This is a genomic window from Clostridium sp. UBA1652, assembly GCF_002320975.1.
Lineage (GTDB): Bacteria > Bacillota > Clostridia > Clostridiales > Clostridiaceae > Clostridium_T > Clostridium_T intestinale.
Window position 1 is genome coordinate 1 of the sequence record NZ_DCLI01000094.1, and the last position, 19,316, is coordinate 19,316.

Annotated in this window: 26 protein-coding genes and 1 riboswitch; of the genes, 21 read left to right on the forward strand and 5 right to left on the reverse strand. The window is 30.6% G+C overall.

Annotation, left to right across the window (positions count from 1 at the left end; translation table 11 throughout):
* The first annotated feature begins 126 nt into the window (after positions 1–126).
* Positions 127–229: riboswitch (SAM riboswitch) on the forward strand.
* A 77-nt stretch (positions 230–306) separates the two neighbouring features.
* A complete protein-coding gene (gene metK, locus B3N22_RS22230; RefSeq protein ID WP_181601433.1) occupies positions 307–1,482 on the forward strand; it encodes a methionine adenosyltransferase in 1,176 nt (391 codons plus the stop codon).
* 63 nt (positions 1,483–1,545) lie between these two features.
* Here the strand turns inward: metK and nagA are convergent, their stop codons facing one another.
* Positions 1,546–2,688, reverse strand: a complete 1,143-nt coding sequence (nagA, locus tag B3N22_RS22235; RefSeq protein WP_286910667.1) for an N-acetylglucosamine-6-phosphate deacetylase — start codon at positions 2,686–2,688, stop codon at positions 1,546–1,548.
* Positions 2,689–2,830: 142 nt separating this feature from the next.
* Between nagA and recD2 the strand changes: the two genes are divergently transcribed.
* Genes recD2 through B3N22_RS22250 form a run of 3 tightly spaced genes read left to right on the forward strand, consistent with a single transcriptional unit; the run spans position 2,831 to position 6,741 of the window.
* The gene (recD2, locus tag B3N22_RS22240; RefSeq protein WP_286910669.1) at positions 2,831–5,059 is read left to right on the forward strand and encodes an SF1B family DNA helicase RecD2; all 2,229 of its coding nucleotides are present in this window, start codon (positions 2,831–2,833) and stop codon (positions 5,057–5,059) included.
* Positions 5,060–5,074: 15 nt separating this feature from the next.
* Positions 5,075–6,091 (forward strand): hypothetical protein, encoded by a 1,017-nt coding sequence (locus B3N22_RS22245; RefSeq protein ID WP_286910671.1) that lies wholly within the window; start codon positions 5,075–5,077, stop codon positions 6,089–6,091.
* Entirely contained in the window at positions 6,064–6,741 is a 678-nt protein-coding gene (locus B3N22_RS22250; protein WP_286910673.1) for a ComF family protein, read from the forward strand. Before B3N22_RS22245 ends, B3N22_RS22250 begins: the two co-directional genes overlap by 28 nt.
* Before the next feature lie 324 nt (positions 6,742–7,065).
* Here B3N22_RS22250 and B3N22_RS22255 read toward each other — a convergent pair whose 3' ends face one another.
* The 4 genes from B3N22_RS22255 to B3N22_RS22270 form a co-directional block, all read right to left on the reverse strand.
* Positions 7,066–8,268: a tyrosine-type recombinase/integrase gene (locus tag B3N22_RS22255; protein WP_286910675.1), complete on the reverse strand. Its 1,203-nt coding sequence runs from the start codon at positions 8,266–8,268 to the stop codon at positions 7,066–7,068.
* Positions 8,269–8,270: 2 nt separating this feature from the next.
* The gene (locus tag B3N22_RS22260; protein ID WP_286910677.1) at positions 8,271–8,474 is read right to left on the reverse strand and encodes a hypothetical protein; all 204 of its coding nucleotides are present in this window, start codon (positions 8,472–8,474) and stop codon (positions 8,271–8,273) included.
* A 72-nt stretch (positions 8,475–8,546) separates the two neighbouring features.
* Entirely contained in the window at positions 8,547–8,981 is a 435-nt protein-coding gene (locus B3N22_RS22265; RefSeq protein ID WP_286910679.1) for an ImmA/IrrE family metallo-endopeptidase, read from the reverse strand.
* 13 nt (positions 8,982–8,994) lie between these two features.
* Positions 8,995–9,429: a helix-turn-helix domain-containing protein gene (locus B3N22_RS22270; protein WP_414632255.1), complete on the reverse strand. Its 435-nt coding sequence runs from the start codon at positions 9,427–9,429 to the stop codon at positions 8,995–8,997.
* 202 nt (positions 9,430–9,631) lie between these two features.
* On the opposite strand from B3N22_RS22270, the gene B3N22_RS22275 reads away from it, so the two are divergent.
* From B3N22_RS22275 to B3N22_RS22355, 17 genes are all read left to right on the forward strand, one after another.
* Complete coding sequence (locus tag B3N22_RS22275) at positions 9,632–9,832, forward strand: helix-turn-helix transcriptional regulator (RefSeq protein WP_286910683.1); 201 nt, start codon at positions 9,632–9,634, stop codon at positions 9,830–9,832.
* Positions 9,833–9,851: 19 nt separating this feature from the next.
* Positions 9,852–10,082, forward strand: coding sequence for a helix-turn-helix domain-containing protein (locus tag B3N22_RS22280; RefSeq protein ID WP_286910685.1), 231 nt, complete (start codon positions 9,852–9,854; stop codon positions 10,080–10,082).
* Positions 10,083–10,126: 44 nt separating this feature from the next.
* Positions 10,127–10,927 carry an ORF6N domain-containing protein gene (locus B3N22_RS22285; RefSeq protein ID WP_286910687.1) on the forward strand — a complete coding sequence of 267 codons (801 nt, stop codon included), beginning with the start codon at positions 10,127–10,129 and terminating at the stop codon, positions 10,925–10,927.
* A 16-nt stretch (positions 10,928–10,943) separates the two neighbouring features.
* The gene (locus B3N22_RS22290) at positions 10,944–11,084 is read left to right on the forward strand and encodes an aspartyl-phosphate phosphatase Spo0E family protein (RefSeq protein WP_286910690.1); all 141 of its coding nucleotides are present in this window, start codon (positions 10,944–10,946) and stop codon (positions 11,082–11,084) included.
* The gene (locus B3N22_RS22295; protein ID WP_286910692.1) at positions 11,071–11,226 is read left to right on the forward strand and encodes a DUF6906 family protein; all 156 of its coding nucleotides are present in this window, start codon (positions 11,071–11,073) and stop codon (positions 11,224–11,226) included. Before B3N22_RS22290 ends, B3N22_RS22295 begins: the two co-directional genes overlap by 14 nt.
* 229 nt (positions 11,227–11,455) lie before the next feature.
* Positions 11,456–11,611 (forward strand): hypothetical protein, encoded by a 156-nt coding sequence (locus B3N22_RS22300; RefSeq protein ID WP_286910694.1) that lies wholly within the window; start codon positions 11,456–11,458, stop codon positions 11,609–11,611.
* Positions 11,611–11,880: a hypothetical protein gene (locus tag B3N22_RS22305; RefSeq protein WP_286910696.1), complete on the forward strand. Its 270-nt coding sequence runs from the start codon at positions 11,611–11,613 to the stop codon at positions 11,878–11,880. Before B3N22_RS22300 ends, B3N22_RS22305 begins: the two co-directional genes overlap by 1 nt.
* Positions 11,870–12,073: a hypothetical protein gene (locus tag B3N22_RS22310; RefSeq protein WP_286910698.1), complete on the forward strand. Its 204-nt coding sequence runs from the start codon at positions 11,870–11,872 to the stop codon at positions 12,071–12,073. Before B3N22_RS22305 ends, B3N22_RS22310 begins: the two co-directional genes overlap by 11 nt.
* Before the next feature lie 2 nt (positions 12,074–12,075).
* Positions 12,076–12,627 carry a hypothetical protein gene (locus B3N22_RS22315; protein WP_286910700.1) on the forward strand — a complete coding sequence of 184 codons (552 nt, stop codon included), beginning with the start codon at positions 12,076–12,078 and terminating at the stop codon, positions 12,625–12,627.
* On the forward strand, positions 12,628–14,583 hold the full coding sequence (locus B3N22_RS22320) for a DUF2813 domain-containing protein (RefSeq protein WP_286910702.1): 1,956 nt from the start codon (positions 12,628–12,630) through the stop codon (positions 14,581–14,583).
* Complete coding sequence (locus tag B3N22_RS22325) at positions 14,580–14,822, forward strand: hypothetical protein (RefSeq protein ID WP_286910704.1); 243 nt, start codon at positions 14,580–14,582, stop codon at positions 14,820–14,822. Before B3N22_RS22320 ends, B3N22_RS22325 begins: the two co-directional genes overlap by 4 nt.
* Positions 14,822–15,757 carry a recombinase RecT gene (locus tag B3N22_RS22330; RefSeq protein WP_286910706.1) on the forward strand — a complete coding sequence of 312 codons (936 nt, stop codon included), beginning with the start codon at positions 14,822–14,824 and terminating at the stop codon, positions 15,755–15,757. The genes B3N22_RS22325 and B3N22_RS22330 overlap by 1 nt, the downstream gene beginning before the upstream one ends.
* A gap of 1 nt (position 15,758) precedes the next feature.
* Positions 15,759–16,508, forward strand: a complete 750-nt coding sequence (locus B3N22_RS22335) for an MBL fold metallo-hydrolase (RefSeq protein ID WP_286910708.1) — start codon at positions 15,759–15,761, stop codon at positions 16,506–16,508.
* 1 nt (position 16,509) lies between these two features.
* Positions 16,510–17,241 carry a DnaA N-terminal domain-containing protein gene (locus B3N22_RS22340; protein WP_286910710.1) on the forward strand — a complete coding sequence of 244 codons (732 nt, stop codon included), beginning with the start codon at positions 16,510–16,512 and terminating at the stop codon, positions 17,239–17,241.
* A gap of 4 nt (positions 17,242–17,245) precedes the next feature.
* The gene (locus B3N22_RS22345) at positions 17,246–17,413 is read left to right on the forward strand and encodes a hypothetical protein (protein ID WP_286910712.1); all 168 of its coding nucleotides are present in this window, start codon (positions 17,246–17,248) and stop codon (positions 17,411–17,413) included.
* Between the two features lie 13 nt (positions 17,414–17,426).
* Positions 17,427–17,720, forward strand: coding sequence for a hypothetical protein (locus B3N22_RS22350; protein WP_286910714.1), 294 nt, complete (start codon positions 17,427–17,429; stop codon positions 17,718–17,720).
* 134 nt (positions 17,721–17,854) lie between these two features.
* Positions 17,855–19,171 (forward strand): DNA cytosine methyltransferase, encoded by a 1,317-nt coding sequence (locus B3N22_RS22355; protein ID WP_286910716.1) that lies wholly within the window; start codon positions 17,855–17,857, stop codon positions 19,169–19,171.
* The last annotated feature ends 145 nt before the right edge of the window (positions 19,172–19,316 follow it).

Consider the following 19,316-nt stretch of genomic DNA (forward strand, 5'->3'; position numbering starts at 1 on the left):
CGAATCCGTCCTCCTCCACCAATAAAAGTAGATTATTCTACTTTTTATTTTTTTTATTTATTATAAATTTTTATTGAAATATTAATCTAATAATGATATAATTATTCACGAAATGAATAATGATAACTCTTATCAAGAGAGGTGGAGGGATAGGGCCCTACGAAACCCGGCAACCTGTGTTATGCACAAAGGTGCCAATTCCTGCAGTGAAAAATCTGCGAGATAAGAGAGAGAATTAATTTATCAAGTCTCTTCTTATCGGAGGGCTTTATTTTTTTGCAATAATATATCGAAGGGAGAAATAAAATGAAAAGATTATTTACATCTGAATCAGTTACAGAAGGACATCCAGATAAAATCTGTGATCAAATATCAGATTCAGTTTTAGATGCTATATTTGAACAAGATCCAAATGCTAGAGTAGCATGTGAGACAGCAGTTACAACTGGAATGGTAATGGTAATGGGGGAAATATCAACTAAATGTTATGTGGATATTCCTAAGGTAGTTAGACAAACTATTAGAGAAATAGGTTACGATAGAGCAAAATATGGATTTGACTGTGATACTTGTGCGGTATTAACTACTATAGATGAGCAATCATCAGATATAGCTCAAGGAGTAGATGAAGCTTTAGAATCTAGAGAAGGCGAAATGGATAAAATCGATGCAGTTGGAGCTGGAGATCAAGGAATGATGTTTGGTTTTGCAACTAATGAAACTCCAGAATTAATGCCAGCACCTATAGCTATGGCGCATAGACTTTCAAGAAGATTATCTGAAGTAAGAAAAAATGGAACTTTAGAGTATTTAAGACCAGATGGAAAAACTCAAGTTACAGTAGAATATGATGATAACAAAGTAAAAAGAATTGATGCTATAGTAGTGTCAACTCAACATGGACCAGAGGTATCACAAGAACAAATAAAAAGTGATATTTTAGAACATGTAATAAAGGCTGTTATACCAGCTGAATTATTAGATGAAAATACTAAATATTATATAAATCCAACTGGAAGATTCGTTATAGGGGGACCACAAGGAGATGCTGGTTTAACTGGTAGAAAAATAATTGTTGATACCTACGGCGGATACGGTAGACATGGTGGCGGAGCTTTCTCAGGAAAAGATCCAACTAAGGTAGATAGAAGTGCAGCTTATGCGGCTAGATGGGTTGCAAAAAACCTTGTAGCAGCTGGTGTTGCTGATAAATTAGAGATAGAAGTAGCTTATGCTATAGGAGTTGCTAAACCAGTGTCAATAGAAGTAGATACATTTGGAACTGCTAAAATAGCTGATGATAAAATAATCGATATAATAAATAAGGTATTTGATTTAAGACCAGGAGCTATTATAAGAGACTTAGATTTAAGAAGACCTATATATAAGAAGACAGCAGCTTATGGACATTTTGGAAGAACAGATGTAGAACTTCCTTGGGAACAACTAACAAGGGTTGAAGAAATAAAAAAATTAATATAGTATATTAAAAAAAAGTGGTTATAAAATGATTGTAAGTTATCATTTTATAAACCACTTTTTCTTCTAATTATTAGAATAAACTATTTTTCCGCCAATTATCGAATATTTAATTTCAATATTATCATCAAATAAAACTAAGTCAGCATCATAACCTTCTTTTATTATACCTTTTTTGTCATCAACCTTACAATGTTTTGCAGGATTATAAGTAGCCATCTTAATAACCTCATGTAGTGGATAGTTTGTATTTTTATATACATTTTTAATAGCATTATCAAGTGTTAGGATAGAACCCGCAAGAGCTCCATTTTCTAACCTTGCAGCACCATTTTTAACTATTACAGGCTGCCCACCCAAAGAATAAGAGCCTTCAGGCATACAACAGGCTTCCATTGCGTCAGATACTAGTAAAACTTTATCAGTTGTCTTTATTTTATATGCGGTTCTTAGAGAAGGATAAGATATATGAATTCCATCAGAAATAGTTTCTGTAGTTATATTTGAATCAAAAATAGCTCCAACAGTTCCGGCTTCTCTATGTTGAAATGGAGTCATAGCATTAAAAAGATGCGTGGAGTGTGATACACCATGTTTTATGCCTTCCATTGCCTCTTCATAAGTCGCCTTAGTATGTCCTAATGAAACTCTAACACCTTTATTATCTAAGTAAGAAATTAATTCTAATGCCCCTTCTACTTCTGGAGCTATAGTTATAGAAGTTACTGCATTCTCATATTCACCTACCATATCATGATAAGTTTCCTTAGATGGTTTTTGAAGGAAATTAGGGTTTTGCGCACCAATTGCTTGTGGACTAATAAAAGGGCCTTCTAAATGAGCACCTAATACATTGGCTCCTTCAGTACCTATTTCCTTTGCCTTTGATATAGCTTCCATAGACTTATATATATCTTTAATAGCAACAGTCATTGTTGTTGGCGTAAATGAAGTTGTACCGTGCTTAACTATGTTTTTAGAGATTTCATTTAAGGATTCATAAGTTCCATTCATAGTATCGTAACCGCCAGCACCATGTATATGAACATCTATGAAACCAGGGGATAAGTATAAACCTGTACCATCAATTGCCTTATCATCTAATTCGTAAGAATCAGGGTTAATGCTCTTGATTTTACCGTCATTTATTAATATATCTCCTTTTTCAACTTTATCTAAAAATATAATATTAACATTTTTAATTAACATTTTTGTTATCGCCTCCTAAATTAAGAATAACTTCAAAGAGTATTTCAGTCAATAAACTAAACAGTGAAATATAAATATAAATTTATGGTATAATCATAATATATGCCTTTTAAGGTTAAGAATACTTAAGGAGCAAGATTAGATGGAAGAAATAAGTGGAATAATAGAAAGTATAGTATTTCATAATGAAGAAAATGGATATATGGTTGCAAAGCTTTCTAATGGAGAAAAGTCATTTACAGCTGTTGGAGTAGTTCCTTTTATAAAAGAAGGCATACACTTAAAGATAAAAGGTGAATGGGTATTGCATCCTAGCTTTGGGAGACAAATTAAAATAGAAGAGTGTGAAGAGATTATACCAAATACACTAGAAGGAATAGAGAAGTATCTATCTTCTGGAGTTATATATGGGATTGGACCTATTACTGCTAAAAAAATTATAGATAAGTTTAAAGAGAACACTTTAGATATATTAGACAAAGATATTAATAAGTTAAGAGAAATTGAAGGCATTGGAGAAAAAAAGTTTTTACTTATAAAGGAATCCTATGAGGAACAAAAAGAGCTAAAAAACATAATAATATTTTTTCAAACTCATGGAGTAACAACTAACCAATGTATAAAAATATTTAAAAGATTTGGAACAGATTCAATAAATATTGTAAAAGAAAATCCATATATTTTATGTGAGGAAATTACAGGAATAGGATTTAAAACTGCAGATAAAATTGCTAGAAGTATAGGTATAGAAAAAGATTCCCCTTACAGGATTGAAAGTGGAATAAAATATGTAATAAATCAATTTTGTGCAAATGGAAATACATATATGCCAGTTGAGATTCTTATAAAAGAGGGAATTGAGGTTTTAACTGTATCGAAACAAGTTATAGAAGAAAATTTATATAATGCATGTAGAGAACAAAAATTAATTTTGGAGAAGGTTAATGAGGATAATGGTGTTTTTACACTACCTTATTATTATTGTGAAATAGGAATAACAAAGAGAATATTAACTTTATCAGTAGCAAATTTTCAAAAATTTAATACTGATATAGAGTATGAAATATCTATGTTTGAAAATAAAAATGATATAAAGTTTGCAACATCACAAAAAAAAGCCATCTTAGGAGCTTTTAATAATGGAATAGAAATAATTACTGGAGGACCAGGAACAGGAAAAACAACAATCATTAAATGTATAATAAATATATTTGAGAAATCAGGAAATAGAGTTATTTTAGCAGCACCTACAGGAAGAGCAGCTAAGAGGATGAGTGAATCTACAGGAAAAGAAGCAAAAACTATTCATAGATTATTAGAAATGGGAGTTACTGATAGTGAGGAAAAAAGTATATTCGGAAAAGATGAAGGAAGTCCATTAGAGGCTGATGTAGTAATAATAGATGAGGCTTCTATGATAGATGTTATGCTTATGAACTCCTTACTAAAAGCTATTAGAGTAGGAACTAGAGTAATATTAGTTGGAGATGTAGACCAGCTCCCATCAGTAGGACCTGGAAATGTATTAAAAGATTTAATAGAAAGTGGTTTTACGGAAGTAATAAGATTAAAAGAAATATTTAGACAAGGAAAAGAAAGCCTTATAGTTGTAAATGCCCATAAGATAAATGAAGGAAATATGCCCATTTTAAATGAACGAGATAAGGACTTTTTTTTCATAAAAGAGGATAACCTAGATTATATAATGACAACACTTATAGACTTAATTAATAACAGGCTTCCAAAGTTTAATACTAGTTGGGATAAGATGAAACATCTTCAAATACTAACACCTATGAAAAAAGGGAATTTAGGAGTAACTAATTTAAATTATAGACTGCAAGAAATTTTAAATCCACCTAGTGACAACAAAAGAGAAAAGAAAATAAGAGACAATATATTTAGAGTAGGGGATAAAGTTATGCAAACTAAAAATAACTATACTCTAAAATGGAAAAGGATAGCTGGATATGGAGAACCAGAAGGTGTAGGAGTATTTAATGGAGACATGGGATTTATAGAGTCTATAAATGAAGAAGAGAAGTTTTTTACTATTATTTTCGATGAGGAAAGAAAAGTAATTTATGATTTTATTTATCTAGATGAATTGGATTTAGCTTATGCTATTACAATACATAAAAGTCAGGGAAGTGAATTCCCTGTTATAATTACTCCAGCATACATGGGATCACCCATGCTTATGAACAGAAATTTATTGTATACGGGTATTACCAGAGCAAAGCAGTTAGTGGTGGTAGTAGGTTCTATTAAAGCATTAAAATTTATGATAGAAAATACACGATCTACAGAAAGATATTCGTCATTAAAATTCAGAATTAAGGATATAATTTCAAGTGATGCGTTTAATTAGTGAGGGTTGATAATTATGGAGAATATAAATGAATTAAGGTATGCAGAAAATAAATTAAAGTTATGGTATAACAGAGAAATGGGGAAAATTTTAAATGTTTTATCTGTTCCGTATAATAGCTCTATAGTATTTGGAAAATTAATAAGTGAATTACTGCAGTCTAATAAGAATGTAGTATATGTTACTAACGATTATGAAGAGAATAAGGAACTGATTAAATATATTAAAGGGTATCAACGAAATATAAAATATTCCTATTTAAAAAACTATAATACTACTTTAGAGCCAGGAGTATTGTATTTTATTAATTCAGCTAAATTAAGTGTATTAAAAGATGATGTAGAGTTAATAATTTATGATGATATAACTTCTTTTTCAAATTATTCTAAACTTCAGATAAAAGAGAAGGTTGATAATTTATATAAGTTTGCTCACAAGATAATAGTTTACTCTATCGAAGATATATATAGAAATATGGAGAGTATGGAGATAAGTAGTATTAATAAGCTTGGACCAATAATAGAACCACGAGCAATTACAACAAGAATAAATCTTGAAGAAGATATGCCGTATATATTATATGAATATTTAAAGTGGTTTAAAGAAAGCAAAAGAAAGATAGTATTACATGTTCCTACAGAGGAATGTGGAGATAAACTATATGATTTATATACTAAAAAGATTAAAGTGTTATCGGATGTTAAAATTATTAGGTTTAAAGAGCGTGATGAAATTAAGAAAATAGAGAAAATGCTTTCTATGAAAAATCAACCCATTATGATAATAACGGAGTATATTGGAGAGAATTTAAATAATATAAACGATATTGATATTATAGTTATAAATGCTGAAAATAGTAGATTTGATTATAAGAAGATAGTATATCTATGTGGAAAGGTAGGTGCGAGAGAGAAGTATTTAGGTGAAGTAATCCTTATTTCTAGAGAAGTTAGCGACGATATGGAAAAGGCTAAGGATATAACTAGATATTTTAATAAATTAGTATGGGAAAGAGGCTTGTTAAAAGTTTAAAGTATCTTTTTGAATGTTTTTTATCAATAGTATACCCAAATAAAGAGGTATGCTTAATATGCGATGAAGAATATGAAGAAGATTATATTTGTGAGAAATGCAAAGATTTATTAATAAGAGTTGAAAAAACTATGCTAGATGAATATAAGGGAGAAAAATTTACAATACATTCTTGTATGCACTACACAAAAGAGTTAAAGAAGCTTATAGTGGATTTTAAAGTTCATAAAAATTTTTTAGCGGGTGAAGTACTTAAAGATATAATTATAGATGGAGTTAAGTTTTGGAACATAACAGGAGACTTAATAACATACGTCCCTTTAAGTAGAAGTAAAGAAAAGAAGAGAGGGTTTAATCAATGTTACTATTTAGCTAAAAAGGTTGCAGAATTTTATTCTATACCTATGAAGCCCCTTTTATATAAAGAAAATAATATTAAAGAACAAAAAAAGCTCTCAAAATCAGAACGTAAAAGTAATGTAGAAAATGCATTTAAGATTATAGAAAAAGATACTGTTAATAATAAAGTAATAATATTAATAGATGATGTAGTAACAACAGGAGCTACAGTTTTAGCATGCGCATATGAATTAAAAAAAATGGGCGCAAAAGAAGTTAATATATTGACAGTTGGACAAAGTCGTATATAATAAAAAGAGTATGAGGCTAGGTTTGTGGTTGAAAGTCGATGCTAGTCGCAGGCAAAACGATCCACGTAAGTTAGGCAAAGTTTTAATGAGCATGGTGCGGTATAGAAGTAAGTCCTGCCAGAGAAAATCTGAGAGTTCCAGTAGTGAGAGGTTAAGTCCGGGTAGCGAAAAATCCAGCAGGCGAGTGTGGGGTCAAAGACCAGGTCAGCTAGTCTCAATACAATATATCATGCGGTATAACAGTCTTGAAGGACTGTTTTTTTATTGTCTAAAATTGAAATTAACTACCAATTAACTACCTAGTGAACACTTAACAAACATAAGCTATATAGTAGGTACATTAATTCTAAAGTTTTCTAACGCTTTTTTAGTACTTTCCCTATTTATGTGAGTGTATATTTTGTGAGTAATCTCAGAACCTTTTTTATGACCAACTATAGCCTGCGTAATTGATTCAGGAACGCCATCAATCGCCATTTGGGTTACAAATGTATGTCTAGTAGTATGAAAAGGCCTATAAGGCAATTCTAGAGTTTTTAAAGCATCACTCCATTCTCTTAATACATACTTTTTAAGAATTGGTCCTCCAAGAGCAGTGGTAAAGATTAAATTATGTTCATTATTATAACTATTTCCAGCTTTTAATATATCTAAATCATTTTGAGTTTTTGCTCTTTTCCACATAGAATCGAAACTTTCAGTATATTCAATTTCTCTTACAGAGGTCATTGTTTTAGGTATAGTAAGCTTCATGCTACCACCAATTTTATTACCATCCTTATCAAAATCTCTAGTATATCGCAAAGAGCGCTTAATATTTATAATTCTTCTTTCAGTATCCACATCATCCCAAGATAAGGCTAATATTTCACCTTGCCTCATTCCTAAAGAGAAAGCTAAATAAGCGATGCCTGCTATTCTATTATTCGTTTTATATAAGTATCCTAAAATCATATTTCTCTCATCAGAAGAAAATACAACTAACTCATTCGAATTTTTTTCTTTCAAATAATTTATTTGTCCAGGAACCTTAATGCTCATGCAGGGATTTTTAATTATTATGTCATTCTCTATTTCATAATTAAAAAATCTTTTCAGTAGCTTTGTAAGTTTCGATAATAAAGTGTATTTTTTTCCAGAATGATATAACTTATTTAAATAAGTTTGTATAGCTATAGCTTTTATATCTACAACTTTTTTAATACCTATATCTTTAGAATCTTTAATATATAATCTGTATAGTGTTTCATATGTCTCAAAGGTGCTAGTTTTTATACCACTAGGCATGATAACATTGAATAACCATTGACCAAAAGCTTCATTCAAGGTATATTGAATAGCTTTTGAAGTTACATCTATACCGTTTTTTATATCATGTCTATATGCATCCCTTTTCTTTTCAGCTTCTGTTTTGTTGTTGCCATAGAATTGTTTAACTATTTTCTTTCCCTTACTATCATAACCAATTACTAGACTTGCTCTGTAGTAATTTTTGCCGTTGATAGTGCAATTTGTTTTAACAGCCATAACTATCTCCTTTCATCATATTCTGGATGATCTTTTATAAACATCTTCATTATTATAGCTAAACCTTTATTGGTCAAAGGCTCTGGATCTAGACAAGTAAATTCAATTCTCTTTTTTTCATATAGCTTCCAATAAAGCTTAACTAATGATATCTCATTTTTAGTTAATCCTTGAAATTCAGCTAAGTTTATAACATTTTGGCTCAAGAAAATCACCTCCTTTCAAACGTATGTTCTCATTAAAAATAAAAAATATATAATGCTTTAAGCATTTTTAAGTTATTCTATATTAAATCTAAGTTTTAAGAGAGGAAGGGGGATACTTTCAGCGCTAGCTATTTGCTCAAGAGTATAACCATAATATATGTCTAGTATATCCGCAGGTATCAATAGCCTTGCTGCAAAGTAATTAGCTTGTCTCTCTAATTTATCTACTGAATAAAAGGTATTATTAATTAAAAAAGGCGTATTAGCGTTAGAGTGGAATATAGCATGTCCTAATTCATGACCACATGTAAACAATTGCTTAGAATATGTTAAGTCCTCATTTACATGTATCATTTTTTGCCTAACAAATTTATTGTAATACCCATTTATTGAACCTAGTGGCTCTTTAAAAATAATTATATTTTCTCCTTTAGCTATATCAAAAGGATTATTGGTTTGATATTTTTTGACCAACATATCTATTTCATTATCTATATTATCCCTCATAAATTCTCCCTATTTATTTTCTATATTTTTTTGGAGTAAATTTATTCTTAGCTATTTGCTTAGCTAATCTCATAGAATTTTCTAAGCTTATTTTAAGCAGTTCTTTAGTTTCCTCATCAATAGGCTCTCCATCAAACATTAAACCTTCTTGATTTTCTTGAAGTTGTTCTAATGTTTCACTAAGAGCTTTACTTATATCTTTTTTATCTTTTTTGTTTAATTTATATTCTAAGTTATTATTTTCTGTATTTTTTTCTTCATCAGACAAAAGATAATCAACGGTTACGCCTAAAAACTCTGCTATTTCTTTTAGCTTTTCAGAGCTAGCTCCATTTTTGTTACTTTCGATCATCCCTATAGAAGATTGCTTTAATCCAACAGCTTCCGCTAATTGAACTTGAGTAATTTTTTGCTGTTTTCTTAATTGCTTTATTCTATCACCTAACAAGACTATCACCTCTTAGTAATCATTTTATCATAATAAATGATAAAATCAATAGAAAAATTAAGAAAACAAAAGAAAATATGAGTATGAGTGATTTAAATTGAAATTATATCAGTTTTTCTGATATAATAAAGTTTTATAAATATCAGAAAAACTGATATTATGTTTACATAAGGTGATTGAAGTTAGAAAGGAAGTGATAATTATGAAGATAACGCCTATAAGACTTAAAAGATTAAATGCAGGAATTGAATTAGAGGAGGCTGTTGAGAAATTAGGGGTTAGCAGAAGTACGGTTTACAAGGTTGAACAGGGACATTTGAAGCCATCAAGAGATTTAATTCGTAGAATGAGCAAAGTGTATCAATGTTCTACTGACGATATATTTAAGGCTTTAAAAATGTAATCTTGAAAGGAGAAGAAAAATGCCAAAAGTAAAAACAATAACTACAAATGAATTAGAACTTATAAATGTAAAAATAACTCTTACCATAGAGGAAGCTGCAATATACGCAGGAATATCAGCGGATAAGATTAGACAATTAGTACACACCAAGGATTTTCCATGTTTTAAGAATGGAAACAAATGGCTTATAAATAAACAAATGCTCCAGGAGTGGATTGCAAAGGTAAGCGTGGAGCATAGAGAAATTTAATCTAAAACTCAACATAATTTCAAATAAGTAAAGGAGGATTCAAAGTGAATAAGTTAAAACCATTAGAATTTAAAAAACAACGTATAATAACAACTAAAGTTTTGGCAGAAGAGTTTGGTACAGAAGAAAAAAATGTTCAAATGAATTTCGCTAACAATCATACAAGATTTATAGAGGATAAGCATTATTTCAAATTAGAAGGACAAGCGCTAAAAGATTTTAAAAATAGCTTACCCAATGATATTGGGTCACCTCTAAAATATGCAAGCTCACTGATTTTATGGACAGAAAAAGGAGCAGCAAGGCACGCAAAAATTCTTGATACAGATGAAGCATGGGAAGTGTACGAACAGTTAGAAGAAACTTATTTCAGAGTTAAGGAAAGTGAACCCAAAACAATAGAAGATTTAATAATAATGCAAGCTCAAAGCATTAAGAATTTAAAACAACAGGTTACAGAAGCTAATTACAATGCTACAAAAGCAATTGATAGCGCAGAAGAAACTAAACAAGAAGTACAAGCTATAAGAGAAGCTGTAACATTAGAACCTAACCAATGGAGAAAAGATACAGCTAATCTAATTAATAAAATAGCTACCAAGTTAGGAGGTTTTGAACATATAAAACCAATTAGAGATGAAGCTTACAATTTATTAAACAACACCTATGGAGTAGATATAAAAAGAAGATTACTTAATAAGCGAAAGAACATGGCTCTGGAAGGTTGCAGTAAATCTAAAATAGAGAAAGTTAATTACTTAGATGTTATTGCAGAAGATAAGAAACTTATTAATGGATATATAAACATAGTTGGAAGATTAGCTGTTAAACATGGGGTGGCTTAAGAAAGGAGCTGGTTACATGAAAGAATTAAAAGAAAAACTAAATGCTTATGTAAGTAAATATGGGCTACTGGATCCTAGAACATTAGAAGTAAGTCAACAAGTAGATGTTCTAGTGGTACAGGCTATGAGGGGAGGAAAGATAATTGAAGCACGCTAAGAAGCTAACTAGATCCATGAAGAAAGCTCTTAAAGATTTGAATTTGAATCCTAGCAATTATCTATACACCAAAAGAGATCACGAGAGTTTTACACCTTATAACAAGATAACCGAGAAGGAACTACATCCAGTAAGGTATTAGGAGGAAGTTATGAAGAAATATAAAGCAACTAATTTCGATTTCTTTATAGGGTTTACAGCTATATTGCTAATATTCTATTTCTTTTATCAAGTAACTATAAGGTAGGAGTTGAGACAATGCCAGTACAAATTCTAAATGAGTATATAATGCAATGTCAAAAATACAGTATTAAACCAAGTTTTAAAGGATTAAGGATTTTTTATAATTTCCACAAGGTTAGGAGGGAGTTATGGGTAATATTCTAAGGCTATATTTAGAGGTTGCTAAAGAAGCAGCAAGATTAAAGTTAGAAGGTATGGAAAAAGAAGATGCTTTAGAAAAAGCAAAAGAAATTTTCGGATTAAAAAAGGTCGCTGAAGTATCAATCAATAAGGAGGAGTGTTAATGATTGAATATGATAGTCGTGGAAACATGAAATATAATCCAGAATTACATTTTAATCAAGGAACCTCATGGACTACTGAAGATTTAGAATATTTTATAAATTGGCTTGATGTAGTTGGATATGAGGAAATGTCGTTAGCTTTAGGAAGGGATGAGAGGACGCTTAGAACTAAAGCTTACTCACTACGTAAGAAAGGACTAATGAAAAAGAATAGTTCACAAATAAGGCATAGAAGGCTTTTAAAGGATGGTGAACAACTTGCGTTATAGTAAACCATCAAAAGAAAAAAGAGTTGCGCCAACAACTCCTAAAAATAAAATTAACAAAACATTCAATAACAATATAACAGATATAGAGAAAAGTTTCAAATATAACATTCAAGATGGACAAGTTTATAAACAAGCTACTGGAGAAGATATAGAGATAGATCCAGAGCTAATAAGAGATAAATTGGAGGAATAAAAATGGCTAAATTTAAAATTGATGTAGAGATAGATTGGTTAGATGAGGATGGAGCTTTAGATGAACAAATAAAAGAAAGTATGAAAGATGAAATCATAGCAAAAATTGAAAAAACTGTTATGTCAGATATTAGAGATACTGCAGTAGATATTGCTGAACAAAGAATAGGGTTGTGGATTAATAAATTCATTCAAACTATGTCAGTAGAAAAGACAATACCTTATAAATCAAGCGAGTATGGAAGCAAAGTTGAAATGATATCAATGGAGGAAATGTTAGGAAAGCAGTTTGAAAAAGCTTTAAATCAACAAGTTGATAAAAATGGTAATTATACAAACAGCTCATATGACAGATATGGAACTAGATTGCAATGGTTAACTGGAAAAATGGCTGAAAAATATGCAGATGAAAAGGTGGCAAGTTTTATTAAAGATATCAAGGGAGATATAGAACTATATACTTCCAAAAAGGTTAAAGAAGAAATGATGAAGCAATTAACTGCTCAACTAGTTAAGAATATAGACTTTAATAAGGTTTTCAAGGAGGAAATATAGATGATTATAGTTTTAAAGAGTCTTAAATTAAAGAACTTTAAAGGAATAACAGCCTTAAGTATAAACTTCTCAAAGGTTACTAATATCTTTGGAGAAAATGCAACTGGAAAGACTACTATTTTTGATAGCTTCACATGGCTTTTATTTAATAAGGATAGTCAAGATAGAGCTAAATTTGATATACAGCCTTTAGACAGTGAGAATAAGGTTGAAAAAATGATAGAAACAGAGGTTGAAGCAACTCTTCTTATAGATTCGACCGAATTTATTCTAAAGAAAGTTTTAACACAAAATTGGGTGAAAAAACGTGGTGAGGTTGAAGCAGAACTTAAAGGTGGAAATAACTCTTATTATATCAATGAAGTTCCTGTTAAAGAAGGGGAATACAAGAAAAGGATAAATGAAATTATAGAGGAAAACATCTTTAAGTTAATAACTAATCCTTTGTATTTTAGTACTAATATGAAATGGCAAGATAGGCGTGGAATTATTCTCAAAATTGTAGGTGATATAACCAATGAAAGAATAATATCCTCACATGGAAGTTTAGAAGGATTAAGCAAATTATTAATAAATCAGAATGTTGATGATGTAAAAAAGAGTACTGCAGCTAAAAAGAAAAAGCTTATTGAAGATAAAAAATCTATTCCCTATAGAGTTGATGAACTAAATAACTCTATTAAAGAATATGACTTTGAATCTCTAGAATTTCAAAAGAGAAATATCCAGAGTGCAATAAATAGTATTGATGAAAAGTTAATGGATAGTAGTAAAGCAAATGAAGGTTTGCTAAAAGAACAGGATAGGCTTTATAAACTTAAATCTAAGTTAAAGGATATTGAGTATAAAGCTAAAAGTGAATCTGAACTACCTTTAAGAGAAATGACAAATAATTTATACAAAGTTAAGTCACAAATTCAAGATATTAACTATAACCAAATAAGAGTTTTAGAGAATAGAAGAGATAATTATTCTGATCAAATAATTAACCTAAAAACTGAAATGGATCATCTAAGAAATCAGTGGACTGAAAAGAACAATGAACAATTGATATTTGATGAAAGTAAATTCAATTGTCCTACTTGTAACAGACCTTTAGAAGAGCATGACATTGAAACCACTAAGCATGAAATGTTAGAGAATTTCAATTTAACAAAAGCTAGAGCATTAAAATCTATAAGCGAAAAAGGTACTGAAAAAAAGAAAAAAGTAAGTGAATTAGAATCTTTAATAAACGCTTTAACCGAAGAGTTAATTCCATTGAATGAAAAAATAGTAGAACTGGAAAGTAAACAATTAGAGTTAGAAGCTGATATTAAGAGCTTTAAACCTTCTTTAAACCTAGATTCTAATAAAGAATATCAAGAAATACTTTCTCAAATAAGCACATTAGAAAGTAAGCTACAACAACCTAGGGAAACTAACAATAATCAAGAACTTAAGAATAAAAAATATCAACTTCAAGCAGATTTAGAACAAGTAAATAAACAATTAGCAGCTAAAGAGCAAAATGAAATCATCCATGCAAGAAAATCTGAATTACTGGATCAAGAGAAATCATTAGCTCAACAAATCGCAGATTTAGAAAAGACAGAATATCTTTGTGAAGAGTTCATAAAAGCCAAAGTTAATTTGCTTGAAAATAGTATAAACGAAAAGTTTAGATATGTGACATTTAAACTATTTGAAACTCAAGTAAATGGTGGGATTAATGAGTGCTGCGAAGCTTTAGTTAATGGAGTACCTTTCAGCAATGCAAATACTGCAAGTCAATACAATGCAGGGCTAGATATAATAAATGCTTTATCTGAATACTACAATGTTGAAGCTCCTATTTTTATAGATAATAGGGAATCTGTAAACCAACTTATAGATATAGAATCTCAAATAATTAACTTGATAGTGAGTACAGATAAGTCATTAAAAATAGAAAATTTAGAAAGTGAGGTTGCATGATAAAAATAAAGCACATTCCTGAGAAGGTAGAAAAGCATAGTTGTGATAATTGCAATAGAGAAATGCCTTTTGTAGTAGAATACAGTTTTTCTGATGATAAAGGCAAAGAATACAACAAAATTACTTTATGTGAGGATTGTGCAAATGCAGTAGCAAACTTATTTTACGAATCCATGAAAGACGGTAAGTCTTTTAAATATGACAAAGATGAAATAGAAGAATATAAGGAGGAAATATAATGGAAAATGCAAATAAACAACAAGCACTACAAGCTCAAGCTAATAGCGCAATGGGGCTAGTTAAGGAAGAAGCTCTAAATGCGGTAATGTCTAAAATTACATCCTTACAAAAACAACAAGAAATAACAATTCCTAAGAATTACTCTCCGCAGAATGCAATCAACAGTGCATGGCTTTTATTACAAGGAGTGCAAGATAAAAATTATAAACCAGCTTTAGAAGTTTGTTCTAAAAATTCAATAGTTCAATCTTTATATGATATGGTTCTGCAAGGATTATCTCCTGCTAAAAAGCAATGCTATTTCATTGTTAGAGGAACAGAGCTTTGCCTTGATAGAAGTTATTTCGGATCACAAGTTGCTGTTAAGAGATTGAAAGGGGTAAAAGATATCAACGGAAATATAGTGTATGAGAATGATGTATTTGAATATACAATAGATCCTTCTAATGGAACTAAAAAGATTTTGAAGCATGAGCAAAAAATAGAGAATATAAACATCTCTAAAATAAAGGCTGCTTATGTCTATATCGTGTTAGAAGATGGAAACAATCATTTAGAAATAATGACTATAGATCAAATAAAAGCTGCATGGAATCAAGGCCCTATGAAAGGGAATAGCGGAGCGCATAAAAACTTCACTGATCAAATGGCTTTGAAAACTGTTATAAATAGAGCTTGTAAAAAATACGTAAATACCTCTGATGATAGTGATGTATTTGCAGAAGCTTTTAATAGAGACTACTCAGGGCGATATGACAGTAAAGATATAATCGAAGATACTGACGAAGTTGTAAAAGAAGAAATTAAGGAAAATGCAAATAAGAAAGAAATTGATATTCAGGAAGAAGCCAATGTAATAGATGTAGATCCTACACCTGCAGATAAAGAAAAGGAACAACCTCAACAAGTCAAATTACAAGGTCCAGGATTCTAACATGAAACTAGCTGTATTAGGGAGTGGTAGTAGTGGTAACTGCTACTTACTCCAAAATGAAAATGAAGCATTAATTATAGAGTGTGGACTACCATATAAAACTATTCTAAAAGGCTTGGATTTCAAGTTACAGAATGTAGTTGGGTGTTTAGTCTCTCATGAGCATAAAGACCATTCTAAGGCTATAAGAGAACTACTGGAGAATGGAATAGATGTTTATGCAAGTGAAGGAACTATGAGAGTAATAGCAAATGAATCGAAGTATATAAAAACTTATTTCAGATTAAATTTCATAAAATCAGAAAAACAAATTAAGATTGGTAATTTTGCAATACTACCTTTTGAAGCTGAACATGATGCAGCAGAACCACTAGGATTTTTAATACAGCATAAGGACATAGGAAAGCTTTTGTTTATAACAGATAGCTACTACTGCAAATACAAGTTTAAAGGTGTAAATCACATTATGATTGAGTGTAACTATAGTGAGGATATTCTAAGAGAAAACCTAGAGAATGAAGTTATTCATCCAGTACTAAGAGATAGATTAATTAAATCTCACTTTAGTTTGGAGAATGTAAAAGAGTTTTTAAAAGCTAATGACTTAAGCAAAGTTAGAAATTTAATGTTAATACATTTATCTAGTAGTAATAGCAATGCTAAGACGTTTAAAAGCGACATAGAAAGACTTACAGGGAAACCAGTATATATTGCAAACAAAGGATTGGAGATAGAATTGGAGGGATTATAGAATGGAAGGCTTTATAGGATTGTATAGATCTTTATTAGATAAACCAATATGGAAACAATCCACTCCCGAACAAAAAACAATCTTAATTACAATTCTATTAATGGTTAACCATAAAGAAGCAGAATGGGAGTGGCAAGGTCAAAAATTCAGTGTAAAACCTGGTCAAACAGTAACAAGTTTAGAAAATATAGTTTTGAATTGTGGTAAAGGTGTAACCACACAGAATGTTAGAACTGCTTTAAAGCGTTTTGAAAAACTCGGATTTTTAACAAATGAATCAACAAAGACAGGAAGGCTTTTAAGTGTTGTGAATTGGGAGGTTTACCAAGTTGAACAAAAGCAAACTAACAAAGATACTAACAAAGACCTAACAAAGAGCCAACAAAGACCTAACAAAGACCTAACAAACGACCAACAAAGACCTAACAAAGACCTAACACCTAACAAAAATGATAATAATAATAACAATGATAATAATGATAAAAAGATAGAAGAAGAACCTCCAATTCTTGAACCTCTATCTAATCTAACTCAATTTGAAGAAGCGTTTTTAAAACAGTATGGAGAAACATCATATCGAACTTGGTTAGAACCATGTGAGGTTAAAGATACAGTTAAAGAAGTTCTTATAGTAGCTCCAAGTGATTTTACTAAATCTATATTAGAGAGCAGATACAAAGATGGTATGGAACTTTTATGTAAGAAGAAAATTGAAATAAAGGGAAGTGCATAAAGAAATGAAGATAAAAGATTTGAAAAAACTAATTGAGAAATTTAATGATGAAGATGAAGTTGCTATAGAGATAGATGAAGAAGTTTATAACTGTTTTGGATATGAACTTGACTATAAGGTATATGAAAATGGAACGCCAACATTAGTAATAGCTCAAGACTTAGATTATTAAGGGAAGTGCATAGATGGACATAACACAGGATATAAAGCTATGCAAGGAGATAGTGGAACAATATAACAACTTAACCTCAGAGGATTGTGCAGGAGCCTTTAGACTAAGCAAGATAGCTTTGATAATGTATGACAGATTAAGCGAGTTAAGGTTATATGCAGATAAGATAGAACTTCAAGGATTAAATAAAACTGAGAAGAAAGAGTTTTTAAGAGCAAAGATGAAGGTTATGGATTATATTCATGTATCAAGCAGAGTTATTTTTACAGCTGCTAATAGTGATAGTAGTAAGTTTAAGAGAGTGTAGGTGGGAAAGATAAAGGGATATTTAAACTGGCTAGTAATAGATTAGATTCAGGAATGCGTAGATAAGTATATTAAATCGGAGTAATTCTAGATAAAATGTACCGCGGTACCTCCAGACGTGGAGGGAATGTATAAATGTTAAAGGTTAGAACGTTGTTTAGTGGAATAGGAGCGCCTGAGATAGCGCTAAGAAATTTGAAAATAGCATACGAGTTAGTAGATTTTTGTGAAATAGATAAATATGCAGTGAAAAGCTACTGTGCAGTTCATGGATTATCAGAAGAAAAGAACTTAGGAGATATCACAAAGGTATGGGGCAGAAATTTACCATATGCGGATTTGCTTGTTTGGGGATTCCCTTGTACAGATATAAGCGTAGCAGGAAAGCAAAAAGGTATTATAGAGGGCGAGACTAGAAGCGGCCTTTACCATGAAGGTTTAAGAATACTAAAAGAAACAAAGCCTAAATACTCAGTTATAGAGAATGTTAAAAATCTTACAGGGAAGAAGTTTAAGGCTGAGTTTGAACAGATATTAAAAGATTTAGATGAAGCAGGTTATAACAGCTATTGGAAGGTATTAAACGCTAAAGATTATGGAATACCTCAAAACAGAGAAAGAGTTTTTATTATAAGCATAAGAAAAGATATAGATTCTGGAACTTTTAATTTTCCAATAGGTTTTGATAATGGATTAAGGCTTAATGATTACTTGGAAGATGAAGTTGACGAAAAATATTATATATCTCAAGAAAAAACAGAGAATTTAATAATGCAACTAAAAGATAAAGACGTTAGCAATACCATTAGAACTGGTGGGAGAGGAAGTTTAGACAAGCATCAATGGGATATGGTTCGTATAGGTAATACGCATCCGTCTGGGAAAGGAATGAATGGAAATGTTTATGCTGGAAATATGTCTCCTACATTAACAACCAATAAAGGGGAAGGTATAAAGATGGTAATACCTTGCATAACACCAGATAGAGTAGAAAAAAGACAAAATGGTAGAAGGTTTAAAGAGGATGGAGATCCTATGTTTACAATAACTAGTCAAGATAAACATGGAATACTGCAAGTTAAAAAAAATTCACCAACAAGAATAGGGAATATTTATGGGGAGCAGTTCGGAACGGGATATGCAGGGAATGTATGGGATAAAGAAGCTATATGCCCCACACTAATGACTATGCAAGGCGGAGGAAGACAGCCTATGGTTATGACAGATGGTTCACAATATAGAATTCGAAAGTTGACACCAAAAGAATGCTGGCGACTAATGGGTTTTGGAGATGAGGACTTTCAAAAGGCAGTTGATGCAGGAGTTTCAAACTCGCAATTATATAAACAAGCTGGGAATAGCATTGTAACAGATGTACTGTTTTATGTATTCAAAAATTTACTTAAAACTGAAATAGAATCTGTTTATGAAGAAAATAAAGAGTTAAGTTAGTTCGCAATACAAAAAAATAAAGACAGAAATATATATTCTGTCTTTAAAGAGGAATTTTGGTTCTCGTATGAAATATATCATCTCAAATATACAAAATAATTACAGTAAAAGCAATAATTAGAACATAAAAGTAACTTTTACGTAC

Coding starts and splice junctions, on each gene's coding strand:
- metK (WP_181601433.1), top strand. CDS start 307: ATGAAAAGATTATTTACATCTGAATCAGTTACAGAAGGACATCCAGAT.
- nagA (WP_286910667.1), bottom strand. CDS start 2,688: ATGTTAATTAAAAATGTTAATATTATATTTTTAGATAAAGTTGAAAAA.
- recD2 (WP_286910669.1), top strand. CDS start 2,831: ATGGAAGAAATAAGTGGAATAATAGAAAGTATAGTATTTCATAATGAA.
- B3N22_RS22245 (WP_286910671.1), top strand. CDS start 5,075: ATGGAGAATATAAATGAATTAAGGTATGCAGAAAATAAATTAAAGTTA.
- B3N22_RS22250 (WP_286910673.1), top strand. CDS start 6,064: ATGGGAAAGAGGCTTGTTAAAAGTTTAAAGTATCTTTTTGAATGTTTT.
- B3N22_RS22255 (WP_286910675.1), bottom strand. CDS start 8,268: ATGGCTGTTAAAACAAATTGCACTATCAACGGCAAAAATTACTACAGA.
- B3N22_RS22265 (WP_286910679.1), bottom strand. CDS start 8,981: ATGAGGGATAATATAGATAATGAAATAGATATGTTGGTCAAAAAATAT.
- B3N22_RS22275 (WP_286910683.1), top strand. CDS start 9,632: ATGAAGATAACGCCTATAAGACTTAAAAGATTAAATGCAGGAATTGAA.
- B3N22_RS22280 (WP_286910685.1), top strand. CDS start 9,852: ATGCCAAAAGTAAAAACAATAACTACAAATGAATTAGAACTTATAAAT.
- B3N22_RS22290 (WP_286910690.1), top strand. CDS start 10,944: ATGAAAGAATTAAAAGAAAAACTAAATGCTTATGTAAGTAAATATGGG.
- B3N22_RS22300 (WP_286910694.1), top strand. CDS start 11,456: ATGGGTAATATTCTAAGGCTATATTTAGAGGTTGCTAAAGAAGCAGCA.
- B3N22_RS22305 (WP_286910696.1), top strand. CDS start 11,611: ATGATTGAATATGATAGTCGTGGAAACATGAAATATAATCCAGAATTA.
- B3N22_RS22315 (WP_286910700.1), top strand. CDS start 12,076: ATGGCTAAATTTAAAATTGATGTAGAGATAGATTGGTTAGATGAGGAT.
- B3N22_RS22320 (WP_286910702.1), top strand. CDS start 12,628: ATGATTATAGTTTTAAAGAGTCTTAAATTAAAGAACTTTAAAGGAATA.
- B3N22_RS22325 (WP_286910704.1), top strand. CDS start 14,580: ATGATAAAAATAAAGCACATTCCTGAGAAGGTAGAAAAGCATAGTTGT.
- B3N22_RS22330 (WP_286910706.1), top strand. CDS start 14,822: ATGGAAAATGCAAATAAACAACAAGCACTACAAGCTCAAGCTAATAGC.
- B3N22_RS22335 (WP_286910708.1), top strand. CDS start 15,759: ATGAAACTAGCTGTATTAGGGAGTGGTAGTAGTGGTAACTGCTACTTA.
- B3N22_RS22340 (WP_286910710.1), top strand. CDS start 16,510: ATGGAAGGCTTTATAGGATTGTATAGATCTTTATTAGATAAACCAATA.
- B3N22_RS22345 (WP_286910712.1), top strand. CDS start 17,246: ATGAAGATAAAAGATTTGAAAAAACTAATTGAGAAATTTAATGATGAA.
- B3N22_RS22350 (WP_286910714.1), top strand. CDS start 17,427: ATGGACATAACACAGGATATAAAGCTATGCAAGGAGATAGTGGAACAA.
- B3N22_RS22355 (WP_286910716.1), top strand. CDS start 17,855: ATGTTAAAGGTTAGAACGTTGTTTAGTGGAATAGGAGCGCCTGAGATA.